This is a genomic window from Mangrovibacterium diazotrophicum (genome assembly GCF_003610535.1).
GTDB classification, from domain to species: Bacteria; Bacteroidota; Bacteroidia; order Bacteroidales; family Prolixibacteraceae; genus Mangrovibacterium; species Mangrovibacterium diazotrophicum.
The window spans coordinates 422,848-444,593 of sequence record NZ_RAPN01000001.1; the positions used below are offsets into that span (position 1 = coordinate 422,848).

14 protein-coding genes are annotated in these 21,746 nt (G+C 37.9%); 1 reads left to right on the forward strand and 13 read right to left on the reverse strand.

Translation table 11 applies throughout. The features are described from left to right. Positions 1-6: 6 nt before the first annotated feature. From BC643_RS01840 to BC643_RS01900, 13 genes are all read right to left on the reverse strand, one after another. A complete protein-coding gene (locus tag BC643_RS01840; RefSeq protein ID WP_120271472.1) occupies positions 7-2,622 on the reverse strand; it encodes a GmrSD restriction endonuclease domain-containing protein in 2,616 nt (871 codons plus the stop codon). Next, positions 2,615-4,600, reverse strand: a complete 1,986-nt coding sequence (locus BC643_RS01845) for a DUF262 domain-containing protein (protein ID WP_170154419.1) — start codon at positions 4,598-4,600, stop codon at positions 2,615-2,617. Before BC643_RS01845 ends, BC643_RS01840 begins: the two co-directional genes overlap by 8 nt. A gap of 124 nt (positions 4,601-4,724) precedes the next feature. Next, entirely contained in the window at positions 4,725-4,952 is a 228-nt protein-coding gene (locus tag BC643_RS01850) for an HTH-like domain-containing protein (protein ID WP_170154420.1), read from the reverse strand. Between the two features lie 5 nt (positions 4,953-4,957). Then, positions 4,958-6,247 (reverse strand): restriction endonuclease subunit S, encoded by a 1,290-nt coding sequence (locus tag BC643_RS01855; RefSeq protein ID WP_120271474.1) that lies wholly within the window; start codon positions 6,245-6,247, stop codon positions 4,958-4,960. Next, positions 6,247-8,061, reverse strand: coding sequence for a type I restriction-modification system subunit M (locus BC643_RS01860; RefSeq protein WP_120271475.1), 1,815 nt, complete (start codon positions 8,059-8,061; stop codon positions 6,247-6,249). Before BC643_RS01860 ends, BC643_RS01855 begins: the two co-directional genes overlap by 1 nt. Positions 8,062-8,132: 71 nt before the next feature. After that, on the reverse strand, positions 8,133-9,206 hold the full coding sequence (locus tag BC643_RS01865) for a hypothetical protein (RefSeq protein ID WP_120271476.1): 1,074 nt from the start codon (positions 9,204-9,206) through the stop codon (positions 8,133-8,135). Beyond that, entirely contained in the window at positions 9,203-10,768 is a 1,566-nt protein-coding gene (locus BC643_RS01870) for an AAA family ATPase (protein ID WP_120271477.1), read from the reverse strand. The genes BC643_RS01865 and BC643_RS01870 overlap by 4 nt, the downstream gene beginning before the upstream one ends. Before the next feature lie 31 nt (positions 10,769-10,799). Next, positions 10,800-11,813, reverse strand: a complete 1,014-nt coding sequence (locus BC643_RS01875) for a helix-turn-helix transcriptional regulator (protein ID WP_120271478.1) — start codon at positions 11,811-11,813, stop codon at positions 10,800-10,802. Positions 11,814-12,275: 462 nt separating this feature from the next. Further along, positions 12,276-13,052, reverse strand: coding sequence for a hypothetical protein (locus BC643_RS01880; protein ID WP_120271479.1), 777 nt, complete (start codon positions 13,050-13,052; stop codon positions 12,276-12,278). 69 nt (positions 13,053-13,121) lie between these two features. Next, the gene (locus BC643_RS01885; RefSeq protein WP_120271480.1) at positions 13,122-16,373 is read right to left on the reverse strand and encodes an SNF2-related protein; all 3,252 of its coding nucleotides are present in this window, start codon (positions 16,371-16,373) and stop codon (positions 13,122-13,124) included. Beyond that, positions 16,366-17,739: an EH signature domain-containing protein gene (locus BC643_RS01890; RefSeq protein ID WP_170154421.1), complete on the reverse strand. Its 1,374-nt coding sequence runs from the start codon at positions 17,737-17,739 to the stop codon at positions 16,366-16,368. Before BC643_RS01890 ends, BC643_RS01885 begins: the two co-directional genes overlap by 8 nt. 37 nt (positions 17,740-17,776) lie before the next feature. Further along, on the reverse strand, positions 17,777-18,481 hold the full coding sequence (locus tag BC643_RS01895; RefSeq protein WP_120271482.1) for an OmpA family protein: 705 nt from the start codon (positions 18,479-18,481) through the stop codon (positions 17,777-17,779). Then, complete coding sequence (locus BC643_RS01900; RefSeq protein WP_120271483.1) at positions 18,478-20,277, reverse strand: MotA/TolQ/ExbB proton channel family protein; 1,800 nt, start codon at positions 20,275-20,277, stop codon at positions 18,478-18,480. Before BC643_RS01900 ends, BC643_RS01895 begins: the two co-directional genes overlap by 4 nt. Before the next feature lie 1,072 nt (positions 20,278-21,349). Between BC643_RS01900 and maoP the strand changes: the two genes are divergently transcribed. After that, on the forward strand, positions 21,350-21,736 hold the full coding sequence (maoP, locus tag BC643_RS01905) for a DUF413 domain-containing protein (protein WP_120271484.1): 387 nt from the start codon (positions 21,350-21,352) through the stop codon (positions 21,734-21,736). The last annotated feature ends 10 nt before the right edge of the window (positions 21,737-21,746 follow it).

Genomic DNA, 21,746 nt, shown 5'->3' on the forward strand with positions numbered 1-21,746 from the left:
TTTGTACTATTTTATCAGTTCGGGTTCGCATTCGACTTGGCTTAGTTCGTTTGTGAGTACATTAAGCTTAGTGAGGATTTCCTCATCTGTTGATGCCGATATCCAGTACCCCTGCACGTCTTGGTTGTCCTTCCATATAAATCCATTTCTTTCCAATGCCTCCCTGATAACAGGTGGATAGTACTGTTTTTCCCGCTTCATCTTATCGGTATTGATAAAAGCGATTTCATAAGGAAAGGGCATAAAAGTATCGCCAGGCAACAGATTGTTGTGATCAAAATGCAGATGCAATTCATATTTTGAAGAATTGATATTGGCCTCCAATCTGGCATAGGCATGGTGGCTGGCACTTCTCACATATTCATAATTACCTATTCTAAACGGAGAAATGTCCAAGTTTTTGGAATGAAGTAACTTTCGGATTTTTTGGTCTAAACAATACGAGAAGAGTTCCGAGTGGTAGTGACTTGTAGCCGAACTGCCCAACAAGCGTATATTATTTTCGCCCCAATACCGAATCATCCGCTGGCCGCAAGCCGTTACGGCCTCCGGTGTATGGACTACCTGACATTTCCATCCCGGCATATCATAGCTATCGCATATTTTTTGCATATCCGCTTCAATATTATTTACTCCTATTTTATCAAGCAAACTTTTTATTGCCTTGAGTCGCTCAGGACTTCGGAATACCTTATTCTTCCACGAAGTTTTGGCATCGTTCATTGTCCCGAAGGATTGATTACTATTCACCCCAAAGAGATAACCGGTATTACTATTGTCTACATTCTCTGTCAACAGGGCGCGCTCAAATTTTGTGGTATTGGGTTTGTCCAATTTTAGGTCGAAAATAGCAGCCATCTTTTCTGCATATTTTTCGAAAACCACAATACTCATCGGAGTCACTTCCAATTCAGCTAACTCGATCAAAAATTTTATTTGTCCCTTAAAATAGGGGTGATTTTCATACTTTAGGAATACATTTTCCCAACTCTGATCCATCAAAATATACTTTGCCTTAAGAATTTCTTCGGCCCTTTGATAACCGTCAAAACCGACAAGGGTTACTTTATCCTCATTTAAGTACTCATAAATATGATATGTCTGATCTTCCAGACTCTTAATTGTGCTTATCGATCTTTTGAAAAGAGGCACACTATCGATTGTTGTGTTTTCTACCAGATTTCGAATAACCCGCAACCAACTTCTCAAAGCATCGGTTTCGAGTTCTCCATTAGATTGACTTGTTTTTTGTAGAAATACATGCAAAGCGTAAAATAAGACCTTATCTGAATAGCTAGTCTCCTTATCAATGAATCGTCTGAAGATCGATCCGCGATCCTTTCCTATTAGTGAAATAGATCTATCCTCTGCTTGAATCTTTTGATCAAGTTTCGCCATATCAAATGACTGTTTCGACAAATTCTGGATAGATGAAAATAGCTCATTTAAGTTTTCTATGGTTAGGAGATTATGCTCCAAATAAAACGAGTTTGGAATATACTTATACTCGTTTGTCTCTTTATCGATTTGAGTAGCTAACAAAGCTGCAGTATCGCGTTGTTTTTGGGCATTTTTAATTTTCTCAGGCGTATCCCTCTTATTATCAGCCTCGGGGTTAAAGTTGTCTTGTTGAACCAGGAAAATTTGCATCATGTTTCTGAAGTAACGCATTACCTCTTCATCAATCAGCATATTATCGTCGTCCTTATTAGCCCAAAAAAGGTCAGTCCAGGTTGTATCCATCAGCTCCACCCAATTTTTCTGTCCGAATTTGGCAACCTGTATTTGATTTTCCTGCAAATATTCAATGAGCCAGGCTTTAAAGTTCTCAAAGGGTGTTAATGCAACACCACGAGCATTCATTCTAACATACAACTCGTCGGTCAACTTTAGATTGTCCAGATCAAGAAATTCAAACGTTATTGCCCGGTCATTCACCAGACGGCTCCAATATACTTCCTGATTTTCGCCACCAAAAGTCTCATCGATTTGATCCAACATACGAAGCATCCCTCTTACTGTGGGGTCATTTTTCCAGTAGTCGTAAAACCAGGAAGCTTCATTTTTTATTTTCATGGAAATGGTTGCTCCTTTTAGTTGGGTTAACTCGACTTTGTTTTCGATAAGAGCTTCGCAAAAATCTTTTGACGTGGGGCGAATCCGATAACTAAATTTCTTCAGGATAGTTGAGTTTTCTTCACTTTGCGGCATCAAGTACCAGTGCAACAGAAAAAGAGTCGTTAGTCGTTGTTGTCCGTCTAATGGGACAAACGAAGATTGAAAATTACCATTTCGGATCGCTTGTGGTTCTTTGACCTCGCACAAAATGTCTAATTCCAGGTTTCTCGAATAGGTTCTCACGGCTTCAAGCATGCTTTTCACTGCTTCCTTGTTTTCAGCAAGCTTAACCGCGTTTTGTTTACCGTTTAACTTGCCATAAACAAAATTGAGGTGCAAGGTAGCTTGCTTGTTATCCAGTACTTCCTTAATTTGTTGTGTGAAATTTTTACGGATCTCAGTCGACTGTGTATTTTTGCGTCCCTGCGCATAGTCACGTTGTATAATTGGAATTTCAATGCGATGCTCTTTGATTAGATCCCAAAATGTATAGTTACTAGACATGCTTTACCTCCGCTTTCTCAAAATATGGTTTCAATGTATTTTTTATCTCGCTCAAATAATTGGTTCTATCCTTATAGCCCCACAAATCGTATTGGGTGACTTCTCGTGTATAGTATTTTAAAAATACCTGAACAGTCGCCGGGGGGATGAACACTTTTGAGGGTGAGGCTTTGTCACCATTTGCTCGAACCCATGGTTGTTCATCTTTTTCGAGTATATAGTCTCGCTTTTGTGCAAACGGTTTTTTACCTAAGCCACTATTCGTAGGTCCATCTAAAAGTGCTAAATTACCTAGTTTATGAACATCCAGAAATTCCTTGACATCCTCCATCGCAGCTTTTAGTTGAGTTCGCTTTTCATCACTGAAACTTTCGGAGGCTTCAGCCTGCTCTATGTCTATAGCCAACTCTTCTATTCGTTTTCCTATGTTTTCATTAAAGTTCTTGAGCTTATCGGATAGCATCTCTATCTCATCCTGCTGGGGGTGATTTAAATTGACCTGCTTTTCTAGCTTAACTTTCTGTGTAACTATTTCTTGTTTTATTTCTTTTACATCACTAATCCATGAACTCAATTCACCGATCGTTTCAATATCATCGGCATTTTGGGCATGAATGTGTTCAATTGTCCAGGGGGTGTTTTTAAAGGCTTTGAATGGGAACCGAAATCCCGGGACATTGCGTTGATACTGTTCGATGTTGAATAATAACAACACATTCTTTACTTCGTCATAATCATTTTCGAAAGTAATTTGTTCGAGATCGTGACTTGCCCGATCATCCTTAACTCTATTGAATCTCTCTCGAATTATTTCGTATAGCTTTTCTTCAAAATCCGATTTCGAAATTCCCTTACCATCACTATTCACATGGCTTAAATCGATGAGTTGCTTTGTTGTTGCAAACTTTCGATCTATGATATAGCCGACAAGGTGATACCATTTTCGGTTGTTATACCACTCTCGTAGTTTTAAAAAGTGATTTTTTACCCGTTTCCAATCCAAACGACTTTCATCATTCGCATACCACCGGTATGTGTACAGCTTATCTTTCTCTCCGGAAGGTTTTTCTATGACAATATCAAACAAAAAGTCGATGCGAGTCTGGTATTTACCGGCATCGGTACTGTTGTTTATGAAAAACCAAAAGTCGTCATTGTGTAACGTTTGCTCAATTTCGTCCCATTCGTTTGCAAAGCTATTCTGCTGTAACTCTTGTATTTCTTTATTCGGGTTTTGAAGGTTGTTTATGAAGAGGGCTTTGATCAATTCTGCATTTGTCAACCCGATTTTACCACTGTTCAGGTTACGGAAAACTTTCTTTGCATCCGCTTTGCTTTCGTCGAGGTACCAAATAAAATGAGTATCGTTCAATAACTTGTCGATAAACACATTCTTGAAATTATCATCCTTTTCTGCTAACCATGATTTGATAGCCAGGTAGGCTGCGAAAAAATGATAGTTGTCTATATTATCGAACGTACCTCCGTCAAACTGAATATTCCATTGACTAAGTAGTGCTTTATTCAATTCACTGATAGCTTGTTCGTATTTTTTACCAGCAAAACTGAATGAAAAGGGGAGTTCGCCAACCTTTTCGCGAATAGTGTTTAGGAAGTCAGCACTGCTTTCACGCGTTTGATAACTTATCTGGTATAGATCTTTATCTTTGCTTAGTGCCTTCAATATCAGAAAAATGGTTGTCAACCTCTGTTGACCATCGATCACTTCGAAACATTTTACAGTGCCTGTTTCAAACTGTTTATCACCTATCTTGTCATCCATTGTTTTTACATCCATTGTTTTTACAGCCAGCGGTTGTAAGCTGTAAAAGTTCTCCCGAGCTCTATCGTATGCTGCCAGGTCGTTAAGCAAGTCGAGCACTTGCACCGACGTCCATTTATAGCCCCGTTGGTAGTCGTCAATAAAGAAGTGATAATCTTCAAGTTCCCAAACGGGCTTAGTTTTGAAATTGGTCATGTTTGTGAGGGTGTATTGGGGTTGTTTTTTGGTTTTTCTCAAATCAATTTGCCGGTCGCAACCTTTGTGAACGGCAAGCACGAATTGTTTTATTACACGCTAAAGGTTTCGAAGTATTGTTGTATTAAATGATTGTTTTTACATATTTCGCCAGCTTTTTGCCCTTGCTGAGTTCGGTTGCGTATGATTTATTGATGCCTGATGCCTCGATGATTTGGGCGGCTGTAAATCCAGCGGAATCGATTTGGCTGGCATATTTAATCCCGAATAAATGTATCATGGTTACCTGTTCTTTACCGGGGGCGTTGTGATACATGTCGGCTAATATTTCTCCGAATTGTTTTGCTGTCATAAGTCTTAGTTTGTTGTTATTGTCTCCCAATCCCGCACATCAATTTTGCCGGTAACGGCTTCTGAAATTAGGGATTGACGGTAAAGTTTGAATTTTTCTATCGATATTTGAACCTTGAAAATTGTATCATCTAAACTAGATGTTTTCTCATTTAAATATTTAACTATTTTTTTTTGTTCTTCTTTGTCTTTGGGAAGAGCAATAACAAATTCATTTAAAACACCTATCGTTAGTTGATTGATTGTTGATGAAAGAAACAAACTTGATAAGGCTTTGAAAATTTGTGAATTAAAGAAGTAATAGACAAAATCGTTAAATTCTGAACGGAATACAGTCATAAAAGCCCCCCATGTTTCTCCACTAACCCTTTCGTCAATTTTGATATTCTTACCTATTAAATCCCTACTACCATTTCTAGAACAAATAAGGATGTCTCCATTTTGGGTGTAATATTTAGGATTAATTTCTTTATTGACATATACATTATTGGTTAGCTCTAGCTTGCCGTCTTGTATATTTGAAGACCTTAAAACCAATTTATGGTACTCTCCCGAATCAACAACATCATCAGGAGAATATGTAATACCAGTTATAGACTCTCCAATATATTTTAATTTAGTTGTTTCCCAATGCTCAGGTATTTCACGCAGCCACTCAATGCCACTGTCTTTCAATGGAGCTTTGGGATTTAAGCCTTTGGTTACGGCTTCGTTAATAATGGCCTGGCGTTGCTCTTTGAGCTTTTCAATGAGTTGCTCTTTTTTCTCAATTAATGCATCTATTTGAGCGGTTTTGTGATCGAGGTAGGAGGCTATGGCGGTTTGCTCGTCTTTAGGCGGTTCTATTACCTCAATATTCATAAGTGATTCTTGGGTAAGCTTAGGTTGCGCGGCACCTACAATTAAAGGGGTGTAGTCAATCGTTTCAAGCAATTCTGAAAAATAAATAATACTTCCATCTTTTGGTTTTAGAATATGAGCATGGTTATTTACCCAATACTTCCCTGATGCAATAAACGCTAAGCGTTTACTTCTTGACAATAGATTTGCACCATCTTCACCGATAAGAATTGTCTCTTCATCAAAGAGAAAATTATCGACTTTATCAATTACCCCAGACGCTCCATAATAGTCATAAATGTGTTCTGTCATATCTCCTCTTTCCACAGAGCTTAAAGGAATCCTACGATGGTTCAGATTATCAAGGACATGTTTAATTTTTACCACCTTCCAATTTTCAGGAATTTCGCCCAACCATTCAATTCCACTATCCTTATATTTCTCGTATCGTTTCATTACGCCAGTAAGTCTTTTAAAAGGTCAACAATTCCTTTTTCACCGCTTTCCGGGTTACCATATTCAAGGATTTTAATGTCTTCGGCAATGGTTTCGGAGCTTTCCAATCCTTTGTACTGGTAGAAATACTTGGTGAAGTTGATTTCGTAACCAATCCTGGTTTTGTCTATGTCAATCCACGCATCGGGTACATGGGGCAGTACTTCTGCATTAAAGTAGTCGTCAATATCGGCCGTTAAAGGCACGTTTTCCTTGTCGCGTTTTTTGCTGTCGGGTTTTGGGTTACCGCTTTTATCGGTTTGCACGCGGCCTTTTTTGTCGCGCAGCGGTTGTTCAATGGTTAACTGGTAGTAACCAAAGTGGTCGTTATCGAATATTTTGCAGTATTCGCCTTCTTCAAACTGCTCGTACAGTTCGGTAATTTGTGCAATATACTGGTCGTCGATTTGGTTTCGCTTGTTGCCCAAACTCTTTTTCATAGGATTGGCAAATAGGTACTCCACCTTTTTACTCCCGTTGGTACCTTTTTCGATGTTGGCCGCTGCATTAATCAACTGCACCTTTCCTTTGCGTCTGGCCTCCTTTTTATTGGTAATAAACCAAATGTAGGTGTTAATGCCGGTGTTGTAGAAAAGGTCTTTGGGCAGCGCCACAATACAATCGAGCCAGTCGTTCTCGATAATCCACTTACGAATTTCACTTTCGCCGCTTCCGGCATCGCCAGTAAACAGGGGCGAACCGTTGGTAACAACCCCAATGCGGCTGCCTTCGCGTTCCATTTTGGAAATCATGTGTTGCAGGAATAAGAGCTGGCCGTCGCTGGTGCGCGGCAGTCCGGCATAGAAACGCCCGGCAGGGTTTAAGGCTTCATTTCGGATAAATTTCTCGTCCTTCTTCCAGGTTACGCCATAAGGCGGGTTCGCCATCATGTAGTGGAAGTGTTTTCCCACAAACTGGTCTTCGGAAAAGGAGTTGCCGTGTTTGATGTTGTTGGCATCTTCACCGGTAATTAAGGCTTCTGATTTAGCAATGGCAAATGATTGTTCGTTAATTTCCTGCCCGTAGGTTTTAATCACCGGTTTATGGTCGCTGCTACCGAACAGGGCGTCTTCGATGTACTTTTTACCCAAGTTTACCATACCACCAGTACCACAAGCGGGGTCGTAAATGGTACGAATGATTCCGGGCTGGCTGAGTTCGGCAATTTCTGGCGCAAAAATGATGGCGTTCATCAAGGCAATTACATCGCGTGGGGTAAAGTGTTCCCCGGCAGTTTCGTTGCTTTGTTCGTTCGATATACGGATGAGTTCTTCAAACACATAACCCATGCCGTGATTGTCAATCTTGTCGGTATTTAGGTTTACCCGACAGATCGCATCAATCATTTCATAAAGCAGCTTGTTTTTAATCAGGCGGGCAACGATTTTATCGAACTGGAAGTTGTCGAGGATGTCACGTACATCAGGGTTAAAACCATTCAGGTAGTTATTGAAGTTAATCTCGATGTTGCGCGGGTCGTCTTTCAACGAATTGAGGGTATGTTTCGAAGTATTGTAAAACTTCAAACCTCCGGCAGCTTTACGCAAAATGGGGTCGAGTTTATCCTCTGCTACTTTATCGTGAAAGTTGTTGTAGGCATCGCGAACCTTTTGGTTCACGGGTTCCAGGATGCAATCGAGTCGGCGAATCACCACAAAGGGGAGGAGTACGTCGCCGATTTCATTTTTCTTGAAAGCATCACGCAAAACATCATCTGTAATTCTCCAGATGAATCCTACTTCGACTTTATTATTGTTATTTATTTCGTTGCTCATAGTATGCTTTTATTTTCTCTTTTATTGACACTGCAAAGATAGTTTTAATGTGTGCGGTGGAAGTGCATAGGTTAATTTAAAAGTCGGTTTACAATTAAAGCCGATTCAGTTCCATTTAAATATAGCCTGTAATACCTGTCATTTTGCCCTTGCTTATCTAATTGCCTTTCTGCTTCTATTCTGATCTCTGTCAACCTCTTAATTAATTTACTATGTTTTTTATCAGATGTGATTCTCGGCATCGTATTTAGCAGAGAGTGGTACTGCGCTTGTAAATTAAAATCATTATCATTTCTAATCTTTTTTTGATTGGAAACCGAAAAAATAGCAAACCCATGTTCTGAATTTCCAAAATGATAGTTTTTTAATATTCTTCTTTGGTGAGTATGTTCAAAGATTACAGTAGAACGGTGCACTAATAAGATCTCTACATTGATTGAATAACCTCTTAATTTTTGAATACTATCAGTAATATTCTTTACTATCCGTAATCTGAATGTTTCATTTTCAAACTTTCTGGAGCTTTCTAAGACAAATAGAATATCAAAGGATGCTAGGAGCACATCCGGTAAAATGCAGTCAAAATATCTGACCATGTTAGCAACTCCTACATTTTCCGTGCGCTCCTCATTGGAAAATAGATTTCTGTCTACAATTACAGTACTGTTTGACCTCTCTGATTTAAAACTATTTAAAACAAATCCATACCCTTTTAGAACACCGTCTTTACACTGAATTAGCTCATCTTTTTCAAAATCAAAGTCGATTTCAAAATCCTGAATATCTGATAGTTTACGGGAGGAATAGATTTGAATGCCATATTGAGAACCTAATTCATTTGCCTTGTCTTCATCGATATCCAAAATAAATATTCCAAAGGGGTGATCAACCATTGTTGCTGTATTATCCGCGAACTGAAATTGGTCACCGAAAGCAGACGGTCTCTTAATCGCATCATTTTCGTGATACAAGAGAAACAAAAAGCTTTCCTCGTTATCATCACCTTCTAGTTCTCTGTCCAAAGTAGCCTGATCGATATTTAAATAAATGTTCGCTTGGGTTCCAATTATTTTTTTCCAATTTGGGTACTCGCCAGAATCAAAGATTTCTTCGATTGCTGAAACCTCTGAAAATATATTAATCATCTTACATGCCTGTTTAATTTCAACATTTCCTTAGTAGAGTTGGTCGCAACATTTGTAAATCCACCATCAAAACTTCTATCGAATTTACCCTCAGCCGTATAATTCATTTGATAAGGGCCTTCGGTAAGATGGAAGTAGTAAACTGTAAAAGGATTGGGGTTTGTTTCCTGGGTGGTAAATAAGCCATTTTTTAGCCCAAGAACCTGGGTGCGTCGTATAATGTATTCAGAATGCGTTTCTACAATGAATTTTATACCAAATTCATCATTAATCTCAAAAAAGAAATCTGCAAGTTCGCTTTGTAGAGCAGGATGCAGGTTTAACTCGGGTTCTTCGACTATCAGGTTAATGCCTTTGGTTTCTGCTTTGAAGTGACGGAGCATGGTTGCTATTTTGAAAAACAGCTGCATTAATTGAAGTGAGCCCATGCCCATATCTGCCAAATGTGTTTCAACATCGCCATTTTTTATGAAGCACTCGTATGCTTCTCCTGAAATGAAATTAATGTCGAATGTGTCGCCGATTTCAAAGCGTTTCATCCATTTTTCGACGAATATATATTCCGGTTGACCTTTCTGAATTTTTAACTGGTAAAATTGGTGTATTGCCTGCCCTAAAGCATTCTGCTTATCACGCAAGTAGAAAAGTGCTGACTGTTTTGATGGATTTGCCCCTAAGTAGAATACTTTTTTGGTATTCAATAGATTGACGAATTTTGAAATTGAGTTCTTAATGTTATGTCTATCCGCGTCGATAGCATTAATTTGCTCAAATTGTTCGTTTTCTTCATTCACTAATACTGAAGAATCTTCTCTTTTTCCGATATAAAAAACACGCAGGTCGTGATTACGGGAAAGAAAGTCACTTACCATTTCTTCCAGGGGACTTTCTTCGGTTGATGCGATAGTAAAATCCTTCAACGGATAGTCTAAGTTGTATTTGATTTCTGTGTCATTTGTTCTTCTCGGTCTCGATTCGAGTTCATCGAGTCTCATGTTTAATAAATTGATTTGGTTGATAAGGTTTAGTCCTTCTCTTGACGTTTTGCTTACTCCTTCTAATTCCTTTTTATATTTTATTACACTCTCTCGAATATTGTCTATTACAATCTCGATAGCCATCTCACCTACAGCGTAGGATACTTGTTTTGAAATTCTAACAAACTCGGACACATGGTCAAATAGAAAATCAATTTTATTTTTTTCATCTGTAATTTTTACGGTGTGGACATTTGCAAACGTATAATCTGCATCTTCTTCCGGCCACAACGAGATTTCAACACTATAATCCTCAATTTCAAAATGGAAATCAATGAAACCTGACTCAGAATTTTGACACAGTGCTCTTTCGTAGGTTACAATATTTGCGTCGTTCAATACCTCACTCGCAAATGAAAATGTGTCTTTTTGCTGATTTCGAAGGTAATCGAGAACCAACAAGAGTGCTTTCACTATAGTTGATTTCCCCGAATTGTTTTTACCAACCATGAGGGTTATTTCACCTAATTCTAAAGGTTCAAGTTTGACGAATCGTCTAAAATTTTTGAATCCTATTTTTTTCATCTTGCAAGGTTAATAATGACTTGTGCAGTGATTATACACAGGTCGAATATTTTTGATTTAATACTTTAATTCTGTTTGTAATAGCTGCTCGGAGAGCCTCTGGCTCCAATACTTCAATTTTCTCACCGAAAGAAAAAATCGTTGATTCCAATTCGTAATTCAGTTGAAGTTTTAATTCAATCCGGGTTCCGTCTTCATCCTTTTTTATTTTCTGTGAACCATGAATGGGTTTAGACGTGATGTAAGGTAACAGGTCATCATCGGCCTTTAAAACTACCTTTTGGGGTTCCTGCGCATCATCTACTGATACTCCAATAACGTCGTCGAAATAGTCAGAGAAGTCAATTTTTGTATTTGCGATGTATTTTGTTTTGCTTTCGTTGATTTCCTGAATGCGGTCAAGCGCCAGGTTCGTGATGCTTCCATATTCGTTATTCAACCCAAATAAAAACCAGCGGTTGTTATACTGTTTCAGGTGGTAGGGATGAATTTCAAATAATAACTCTCTTTCTGTTTTAAATGGTTTGTAAGTTATTAGCAGCACCTTTTTGCTGACAATGGCGTTATAAATATCACCAATGTACTCGCGCCCGGTTAAAAATGGGTTTTCTTCAAAACTCAGTATGTTATCATCAGTTTTGAGATTAAAAGTTTGCTCCAAGCGGGCTGTTAGTTCCTCCACCCAGTCAAACTGAGGCATCCCTTTAAAACGGGAAAGCGTTAATAAGGACTCCTTTAATTGTTGCGCTTCTTGCTCGTTTAAAGGTTGGCTGTTAATCGAAAAGCTCAAGTCGGTATAACGGTAAAATGCTTTTCGACCATCTTTAAAGGATTCGATTGGTGCATCAAAACCTTTTGAATCCTGCATGAATTTTATGTCTTCGTATACTTGACGTCGTTTTACCCCTGAAGATTTTGGGTCAACATCCAATAAAGCGTCATTACATGCGTCAATTAAATCCTCGATGTAATATTTTCTACCCGGATTCCGAAAACATCTATCCAAAGCCTGGTATCGTATAGTCGCGTTTTTGTTGGTTGACACGTTTTCTTAGTTTTATTAATTCGATTTTGCTCTACGAATTGCTCTTTCTTCATTTTTATTCGGTTCATAAACCTGCTCTGTCGGCGATAGCATCAGTAGTTTGCTTTCAATTATCTGATAAAATCTATCTATTTAACAATTTGCTTTCTCTTTACTCAGAGATTACCTCTTTCAATTTCCCGAAACATAGCGTCTTAATATCCAATTCAGCAATCAGTTAGCATTAAATCAGTCCTTTCCTTCTCTTAATTCTTTAATTCGTTTTGCCAAAAACATATTTAATACAGTCGATGACAAGGCTAAGTATGGCAATTTACTAAAGAAAAGATAAACATAAAAAACAAAAAACAGGATAATTATCAACATAGGAGAGGGGATTTGTAGGAAATGTAGGAAAAGCAAATTTCCAGTCATGCAAAGAAAAACCTGTCTTATGTACCCCTCATTAGTTATCGATAGAGGCTATTGGTATATATTGATTGTTCTAAGTGAATACTCAATTCCAGCTAATTCTCCACGAAGATGTAGTCTTTCGTCTTTGGTGTCATCGTCATTCTCAATAAGTCTTTTTTCAATTACCTCTTTTCGCTGCATTAGCTGTGAAATGATTTGATCAAAAGATTTTTCAGGCGAAACATCAAAGAGATTAGCTGAATTTTCCCTTTTCCCAGCTAAATACAGGAATTTATCACACAACTCTTCATAGTAAATCAAAATACTGTTGTGGTCAGACAGAAATTTCAGTAACGGATTAAGAAATTGCATGAATAACTCGTGGCTGATAGGGGATCCTTTCTTTCTCGCCATAGGTCTGCCCCTTAATTGCTTTGATGAAAACAAAGAAACTTCTAGTTGTTCACCTGAATTTACCAATTCAAATTGAATACATCCTTTCACTTGAGCCCCTAGTGAACTATAAGCCTCCACTTTAATCCAATTTACCTTATTGTGAGTGAGGTAGAACTCCCAATCCGTAACCACCTTTTTAGCAACAATACTTAGCGCTCCAGCATAATGGTCGTTGAATATTTCTTTTAGTACTGGCTTTACTTTTCTGAAACTTTCATTTTTCGGTTTATCTAGTTTCTCGCCCAATTTAATAAGACAGATATCAATAGCTTGAACTAACTCATAGTTTTCGACCACTTCAGAACTGTATCTTTCATTCCATTTGAAAAAGCTGGTTTTATATCGATCCATCTCGGAACTTATATAATAATAATTGTCTTGCTTAGCCATTCAGAAGGTTTTTACTTTGTGGGGGTTCCATTAGGTTATTAAGATATACACGATTGAGTTATGCACTTGCTAAATCCTTTCATTCATCTTTCCATCAATTTCATTAGTAGTTACCGAAACCTGCATTAACCAGGTTTTGATCGTATCGCGGTCTAATAGTTCTACATTATTCAATCGGCCAAATTCTATGGCATTTGGTGTAAAATACCTATTCGTGATAGCTTGCAAATTAAACTCTTTGTTGAATTTTTCTTTAAACTTCCCCAAAGCATAGTAAACCTCTTGACCTGGAGTTATCCCTTGATTATTAATGCTGTGCTTTACCTGGATTAAATAATTCATACTGTCACAGAAGTGAATTACATCGACCCCTTTATCGTTTGACTTTGAAGTGAGGTAGGTCTTTCCTCCTTTTATCTTCTCAATTAGCACGGCAATAACTGCTTCAAACGCCAATGGTTGTAGCCGATCTAATTCTGAAATTGTCTTAATTCTTTTTTCTTTTGCCTTTGAGCCATCAAATCCCATTGAATCCCAAATTTCTTCTCGACTAATTTCAATTTGTTCGGTCGGGAAAAGTGTTATCTGAGCAAGATCAGTTTTCCGGGACAGCAAATTGTTGAGTATAATGTCAAAGGTTTTGATTTCGTCATCAGGAGCAACTGCCATCGGGTAGTAGACGTGGACTTCTTTTTTTTGACCAATCCTGAATACCCGATCAGTTGCTTGTTGTTCTTTGGCTGGGTTCCAATGTCTTGAGTAATGTATGACGTGGTTCGCTTCGGTTATATTCAAGCCAAACCCAGCCGCTAGGGGAGACATGATTATTGCATTGAAGCCTACTTCAGCTTGAAATTTATCCACCTCTTGTTGTCGTGATAATCTACCTCTTTTTTTGTCTGTAACGCTGCTTGGTGTTTCTCCATTTATGATTGATGCAGAGAGATTGTATTTATCGTGTAGTACCTTTCTAAGTACCCGTTGCATCGATCTATTTTCAGTAAATAAAATGACTTTTTCTTCTTTACTTTTGATTTCGGCAAGTAGCGAAATGACTTTTCTCAATTTCGCAGATGTTTCAATCAACTCATCTGTTGGCAAATTTTCAAGCTGATAATGTTTTAACAGAGGATGATCTGAAATTGTCCTAAGATTTAGCAAGACTCGGAGTATATCGTTTCCGCCGGTTGAATTTTCTTTAACAGACTGCAATTCGTTTAAATAGGCGTTATACTGCACCCTGGGCATGGTTTCCTTTTGGATATAGAAGTTAATTGAGGGTAAGTCTTTTAAGACATCATTTTTCATTCTCCTTAATAATGCGTTTCCGATTTCAGTCCGAAGCTGGTTTGATAATTCCACAGAGCGCGTATTTTGCTGTTTCTGAGGGGTATGATACTTCTTCGCAAAATCAGAGGCATTAGAGAGTAAGCCGGGGCAACAAAAATCGATAATACACCACAGATCCATTAAACTATTTTCTACGGGAGTTCCGGTCATTGCAATCCTGAAATCTGATTTTAATGCTTTGGCTGCATTGGTGACAAGGGTCCCTGGTGTTTTTATCTTCTGCACTTCGTCCAAAATGATGACACCCCAATCAATCATTCCCAATAACACCTGTTGTTTGCGGACAGTCTCGTACGTTGTTAGGAATATAGCATTTACGCTTAGTTTGCTTCTGGTTGATTCCCAATCGTTAATATCAACATACTGTCTGAGTCGGCTACCCCAAAGAGTAATAATTTCCATGCTCGGCGAAGGAAAGAATTTGGAATATTCGTTTTGCCAGTTCTCCAGTAAAGAGACCGGAGCAACAACTAGAATCGGATTTTGCTTCTGCTTTTGCATGTACCATTCTATGAAGTACAATACTTGCAGTGTTTTCCCCAACCCCATGTCATCAGCCAATAATACACCTGGAAACGAGTTGGGTGGGAGGTACAATGTTTGAAGCCAAGCAATACCCTCTATCTGATGATCTTTTAGTTGGATGTCCTTACTTAGGTTGTCAATACATTCAAAGTTAAATTTATCAATCTCACATACATTCAATGATTCATCATATTCAAGAAGCTCTGTGTTCTCTTTTATAATAAGCACTTTGGGCTGATTTAGCTCTGTCCTTTCATCGGACTGGTCTTTGGTGATTGGGGACGACGGATTTCTAAGCTGGTCTTCAAAAGTAGGAATGAATGACTCAACTTCCTTGGTTTCTAATTCCTCGCCTTTGAACTGAAAAGTCTTAGACCCTCTTGAACTGGCTTCTGCCAGCTTCTCTTTTAATTCCAATAGCTCTGACTCATTTTTAATATTAACCAATCTGGTGCCCGAAATCCGATCTTCGATTGCAATTCCAGGGATCCACTCCGATTTATAGGGGCTGATGAATGGATAAAATTTGGGTTTGTAAATGCCTAATTCAACTACGCGTTTGCTGAACAGGTCTAAATCAATAAGATCCTGATCCCAGAATTTGGACGGTGAATTGTAGTTTTCAATTAAGTCCTCCTGCGTATATATTTGTTTAACCTTTAGTTTGGAGAGTTCGTTTTTCAAGCTATTTGATCCATCATCATCCTTCAATACAACGTGAAATTTACTATTGTTATCTCTAAAGTGATATTCCGGTTTTATTGAGGGGAATAGATTAAATTTTTCCTGAAATTTTGATGATTCTTCATTATTAATGACAGGTTTTAACCGGTATTTATCGTCATCTATTTTTTCGATATCTAACTGAACCTTTGCCAGTGGGATAATTGACGTATCTGTCAGTATTTTAGACAGGATAGCGTTGGCAGCTGCTGCCTTTTGTTGCAGTTCACCAATTTCCACTAGCACGTGATTTGAATGCTGGAAATGTGTTGAATTAATTTTATCAATTTGCTTGAATAATAAGTATTGCTCCGAATTAAGTACGTATTCGATAATTCCATTTAAATAAGCCCCTTTGCGGTCAAAAACCAACACATTTCCAGTACCATTCCCGTGGGCAAAATCTTGAAATGTACAGTTGATTTTTAAGGATGTATCCTTCAGCCCGGTTCCTTTGATATCAATAAAAATGTCGAAAGGATAATAGGGGGGGAGCTCTAATATTTCGATTTCATAATCGTCCAGGTTTGATAATTCTTCGTACGGAAGAAAAAGCCTTTCATTATCAATGCTGAATAGTTGCCCATTAACACGTAGATCATTTAGCGTATTAAACAGAACTGGAGGTGTTGATTTGAGCCAATTGTCAAATTCAACGATTTGCTCAAGTTCATTAAAGCATCCAAATTCAATGCCTGATTCTGTGTATGTCTTTCTAATCATTGTATCTATTCATCCACGATTCTATACGATTTTCCCAGTTGCCTTGGTGCGTAATCCGTCCTTCTTTGTTTGTTAATATGTAATTCGGATCTGCTGGATGGTTTCTGCAAGCGTAATGGTTTGGTTTCCATTTTTTTAGGTCGTCGATCTCATTAAATTGCTTAAAAATTGTTTCAAAGGTGTTTTTTAAGTAGATATACAGAGCACCAACATCTGTGAACTCAACAAATACATATTCTCTTAGAAAAATGATAATGGCACAAGTACTTTGATTCCGGCTGGTACATTTGTATCTTGATTCAACTTGTTTCGAGATTCTCTGTATGTTTTTAAGATAGTAGTAGTTGTATCTGTTGCCGCAAAAGATAATATCGTCAATCTTCTCGATGTACTTAGTCCAATAAATTTTGCGCCTTTTGTCTTGTACTAGCTTCTCAAAGAAAACATCGATCAATACTTTATTGAGCCAAGAATTAATCTTTTTTCTTGCTCGCTCTGTTGCATCCAACTCAAACTTTGATAAGCCGCTTGATTGCCACTTATGCTTACTATTCGGATCGCCTATCAATGTGATTGTTTCAGCTTTTATTAAATCCTGGTATTGATGGGAATATGTACTATTAATGATGGATGCACAGGTAATTAGTGTTGTGTCATTATTTTTATGGATTAAAAGAAATCTATAAATCGATTCGAGTACTGTTTTATTAATGGAATTAGTCTGTCCGTTAATTCTGGTAATGTACGATCGCATAAGAACTGAAAAGTAGCTATACGTTAATATCTCTTCCTTTTGGCCGACAAGTTCATGGGCTTTATCAATAGGAATACTTTTTCGAAATAGGTCTCTAATAAAATGCTGAACCGATTGTGTGTTTTCAAAATATCCAGTCGAGAGAACTATTTTCTCTATGTCAGTTCGATTTCCATTGTATTCGTAGGCGCTTTTTGCGATCAGCTCTGTCAGCAACTTAAAATTACGAGGATACGTGATGAGCTGGGTCCAGTTTCTTGCCAGAAGCTTCCAAAGAGTGATCAAGAAGGAATCCTTCCAGTGTGATTTAACTAAAGGGATAACCGTATCTAAATCATTCGAAAAAAGGATAATATTGTCGGTCGCAGCAGGCGCATAGTCGAATGCCCAAATCAATAAACGAACTTCTCTTCTTGTAAATCGCCGAGCACATTCACTTATCGGTAGATGTTTGAATCCTTGAAACTTCCAGTAGATTTCTTCCATCTTCTTGCTGGTGGGTATTTTCCCGTTGCCCAGTGTTTTATCCGAAAGTTCCATCAGTTCTTTTTTTGATGCATCTAGACTTCGCTTTGTGCTATCTTCGAATATGCGCCCGCCAAATGATTTCATATTTGACGGATTAAAGTACCAATTCAATATTTCCCGTTCATTTAGTGGCATAACGTAGCATCTCCCTTATTTGAGCTTCTGCGTCTGTTTTGATCCTAAACTCAACTCGTCTGTTTTGGATTCTACCGTCCTCTGTTTCATTGCTGGCTAAGGGTTTTACCGATGACAAACCGTTAGCCGTTGAACGATCTCTGGTCCATTCGTAAACATTTTGCTCAAGTAGTTTAAGGCAAAATCTTAAAACGGACCTGGTTCTATCCTGAGAAAGCTGCATATTGTAAAAATAGGCGCCCTCCGGGCTCATCCCAACTCGTCCTTCATAGGATGTGTGCCCTTCGATTCTTATTTCCTCAATATGCTCTTTATATTTATTCCGCATTAAAACTTTAATATAACGCGGAAAGAACGATGTTAATCTCCTTTTAAATTCCTCTTTTACTATTGAACTTCCTCCATCGAACATAACGTTTGGTTCTTTGAATCGGATAGTCAATGTTGAATCAAGTTCAGCATGCCATTCCGGTAGATCCATCTTAAATTCATCGTATAGATCGTTATATAACTCGATCTGTAATTCTTTGTATCGTTCAGCAACATCGCTTTTACTATCAAATTCTTCTTGAAGTTTGAGCATCGTACCGACAAGCAATAGCGCAAAAATGAGTAGCAGGGCAGCCATCAAGTCCCCAGTCGATAGAGCAAATTGATTATCATCTTTAATATCCAGAAATTTTTGGCTCATCGTCTACCGTTATATTTTTCAATTTGTTCTGTTAGATCTTCCGCTATTTCAGATAGATTTGCGATATTACTTTCTAGCCCTTTTTGAGCATTAGTCAGCTGTGTTGTAAATTCACGCAGATAGTGGTTTAGATTCTGGGCTGTGACTGTTTGGTAGTCTTGTAGTCCAGTTTGAACCTGCCCGAAGATTCCAGTTAGCCCGGACTCAATAACATTGAACTTTTTAATGTATTGATCAGAAGCTTCGACCGCTTTACCTAAAGTTTCTTGATGGGTTCCGAGCAATTCATGATTTTTCTTAATATAGTTTTCTATACTAGATTTAAATTCATGAGTTGATTTATGCAGATCATCAGATGAGGCCGAAATCTGCTTCGAGTTATCGCTCAATGTTGAAGTGATACGTTCAAATGTCCGAGAAATCTCCTTCGTTTTAAATACTAAATTTTCAAATTGCTTATTTACATGACTATTCGTTGTTAGTGTTTCGTTTATGGTTTTTGTCAAGTCTGCGATTTGTTTAATGTTGTCCTTTTGGCTCGCTAACATGAGCTCCATGTGTGCTTGAATATCTCCGATAGAAGTGGTATATTCTTCTTTAGCTGCGATGAAAGCTTTCCTTGTTTCCTCGCTCTGAACAGCTGCTTCTGCTTTCGTATTTTTTATATTTTCAATTACCGTTTCTTTTAATGTCTCGATCATTTCTTTGACTGTTCCCGATATTTCTGCCATGGTGCCAGGGACATTAGTTATGGATGTGGCTACCTCAGCAAGTTGTTTCGTCAATCCCTCCAATTCATTCTTTGTGTCTCCGGCAATCGACCTTTTAAACTCGTCTAGCATTTCCTTCATTGATTTAGCTAAACGGTCGATAGCGCTCTCGATTATCTGAGTGCCAGAGTCCTGTTTAATGGCTTTCAGATCATTTAGGACAGGAACTAGTTTTTCCTCGATAAGCTTACTTATTTGGGTATTGTTTTCTGAAACCAACAATTCCATTGCGGCCGTGATACTATCGGCTAAATCATCAGAGAATGACTGTAAAGAGGCTGTTTGTTTCTCTGACTCCTCTAAAATCCTTCGGAACACATTTTTTGGTAATTGTTTCCCTTCACTGGTTTCTGCGACGAGATATTCATTAAATAATTCGCCTATTATTTCCCGTTGTTTCTGCTCTCGTTGTTTTTGAACTTCATCTTCGGAGACCATATATTTTGCATCCAGTTCGAAACAAGTTGACTGAATAACTCTTGATACTCGTGTTTGCCAGAACTTAAACACACCAGTGAATAATAGGGATAATCCCATGCCCCAAATCGAAGTAACAAATGCAGTACTCATTCCAGCCATTAGACTATCAATACTTTGAGCAAGTTGTTCTGTCCCTTCGGTGGTTTTTATTCCGGCAATTCCAAAAGCAAGGCCAACAAAGGTTCCCAAAATTCCGATGCCGACAATTATACTCGACATATTATTGACAAGTCTAAAATTTAAAAAATTAAAAAAGATGTTGTTTTCGTTAATATATTCTTCCGCGTGAACAGGGGTTTTAAATTCAGCGCCATAGCTGGAAAAAGATTTTTGATAAGCCCTCCAAGTTGCTTTTAAGGACTTGCTTTTTGAGAGGGAATTGAATGCCAATGCTCTCTTAATTACATAGCCACGTCCCAAAATATAAATCAGCGATAAGAGAGTGATCAAAATCGTAAATAGGACCCAATATCCAGTAAGGCGATTTTCATCAAATGATTGTTGATTGACATATGGAAAAGGGAATATGCGTTCCAAATAGTCCATGGCAGAAGGTTTAGGCTTGTGATTTTATTAGTATAGCTGTGTTTAATGTGTAATTTAAAAAAAATATTTCGAAACTATGATCAATTGATGCCATAACTATCCTAGATTTTTTTGCGTAAATATGGGGTTCTGAGGTTTCTATCCAACTAATTTATTTTGTAAATTATATTCCTTCTTGGTGCTAATAGCCATATTCTTTTAAAAGCTCTATTTGTTGCCCACATATAATTAAGAAGGTAATAATTAGACTAGTTTACTTTCAGAGCGAGATTTTGTTTTGTATTGACAATTCGAGAAAAAATCGCACCAATTTAGATACTCGTCAATATCTCGGTTGGCAACTAGTATATTTAAGATAGACTTAAATTAATGTTGGGTAAATTCTAATCTTATCAAAAATGTATTTTACAAGACTACAAGGACTTGCAACCGTAGGAAACCGCTAAAAAAATTGTAGACCAGTTCTTTCTTAGACTTTATCCGCATTAAGAGTAAAAAATGATGATTACCATTCGTATTGAAAGGTATCGGCGCTATCCAATATTCCCCGAGAATAACTTGGTTTTGGTTATTTAATGTCATAATGTCTCCTGGCCCAAGAACCTAAAATGGGGGAGAATCCTAGTCCAATAGTTATTTTCAAAATTGTCATAGAACATGTGTTTTTGATAAGTATTGCCACAAATAAGATAGGATATTCACTTGGGTCGATTTTAATATTAGAAACGTTCCAAATAAGAGCACTTGTATTCCATTAATCATAAAAATAGATTAATTTGCATTTCAACTATCTTGGGAAAAGTAGAAAACTGGTTTAAGTTCTTTCTGAGTCGGCACCCATTGTTTTTGATTCAAACGAAGAGTTTTAGAAAAACAAAACGCTTTTCACAGGATTTTTACTGCCTTATAGATCGCACTTAAGGGCTTGGCATATAACTCTGTCGTATTAACAAGGGCTAAGATGAAGGAATTAGAAACATTAATTAAGCCGTTCGAATAAAAACTTGGCAGGTAGGCGTGTGTTAGTTAGGTTGCGGAGCTGAGACGCTGTGCCATCCCTAAAGATGGACTTATGGAAACAAAGCAACAACATCTGGCATTTGTACGGGAAAGAGGACCGTTTAAACTCGATTGTTCAGCCGTTATTTTCGGCACTGATGAGCTGGAACTACTTCATCAGTGGGGACATTGGTTTCAAGGGTTGCAGGACGGTACTTTAGAGCCGTTCACCGAGTTGCAGAGAAACTTTATCGCGGTCTGTCGCGGTGAGCAAAAGGCAATAAGTGTTGAAGAAAAGGCCTGGTTCAAGTATATCAATCGCAAACGTATCGAGGCCAAGTCGGGGGACAGTTTGCGTCAGCATTACGAATATCGGGAGCAGGGCTTTTACACGAGAGACATGAAAAAGCAACTGAACCGGATGATGTATGCAGAAATGAAAAAGAATCATAAACTGTAAACCTAAAATC

What these genes read in the sequence shown, in the direction of transcription:
- maoP (WP_120271484.1), top strand. Translation starts at nt 21,350, where the DNA reads ATGGAAACAAAGCAACAACATCTGGCATTTGTACGGGAAAGAGGACCG.
- BC643_RS01895 (WP_120271482.1), bottom strand. Translation starts at nt 18,481, where the DNA reads ATGAGCCAAAAATTTCTGGATATTAAAGATGATAATCAATTTGCTCTA.
- BC643_RS01845 (WP_170154419.1), bottom strand. Translation starts at nt 4,600, where the DNA reads ATGACCAATTTCAAAACTAAGCCCGTTTGGGAACTTGAAGATTATCAC.
- BC643_RS01870 (WP_120271477.1), bottom strand. Translation starts at nt 10,768, where the DNA reads ATGAAAAAAATAGGATTCAAAAATTTTAGACGATTCGTCAAACTTGAA.
- BC643_RS01900 (WP_120271483.1), bottom strand. Translation starts at nt 20,277, where the DNA reads ATGGACTATTTGGAACGCATATTCCCTTTTCCATATGTCAATCAACAA.
- BC643_RS01860 (WP_120271475.1), bottom strand. Translation starts at nt 8,061, where the DNA reads ATGAGCAACGAAATAAATAACAATAATAAAGTCGAAGTAGGATTCATC.
- BC643_RS01880 (WP_120271479.1), bottom strand. Translation starts at nt 13,052, where the DNA reads ATGGCTAAGCAAGACAATTATTATTATATAAGTTCCGAGATGGATCGA.
- BC643_RS01865 (WP_120271476.1), bottom strand. Translation starts at nt 9,206, where the DNA reads ATGATTAATATATTTTCAGAGGTTTCAGCAATCGAAGAAATCTTTGAT.
- BC643_RS01885 (WP_120271480.1), bottom strand. Translation starts at nt 16,373, where the DNA reads ATGATTAGAAAGACATACACAGAATCAGGCATTGAATTTGGATGCTTT.
- BC643_RS01890 (WP_170154421.1), bottom strand. Translation starts at nt 17,739, where the DNA reads ATGAAATCATTTGGCGGGCGCATATTCGAAGATAGCACAAAGCGAAGT.
- BC643_RS01855 (WP_120271474.1), bottom strand. Translation starts at nt 6,247, where the DNA reads ATGAAACGATACGAGAAATATAAGGATAGTGGAATTGAATGGTTGGGC.
- BC643_RS01850 (WP_170154420.1), bottom strand. Translation starts at nt 4,952, where the DNA reads ATGACAGCAAAACAATTCGGAGAAATATTAGCCGACATGTATCACAAC.
- BC643_RS01840 (WP_120271472.1), bottom strand. Translation starts at nt 2,622, where the DNA reads ATGTCTAGTAACTATACATTTTGGGATCTAATCAAAGAGCATCGCATT.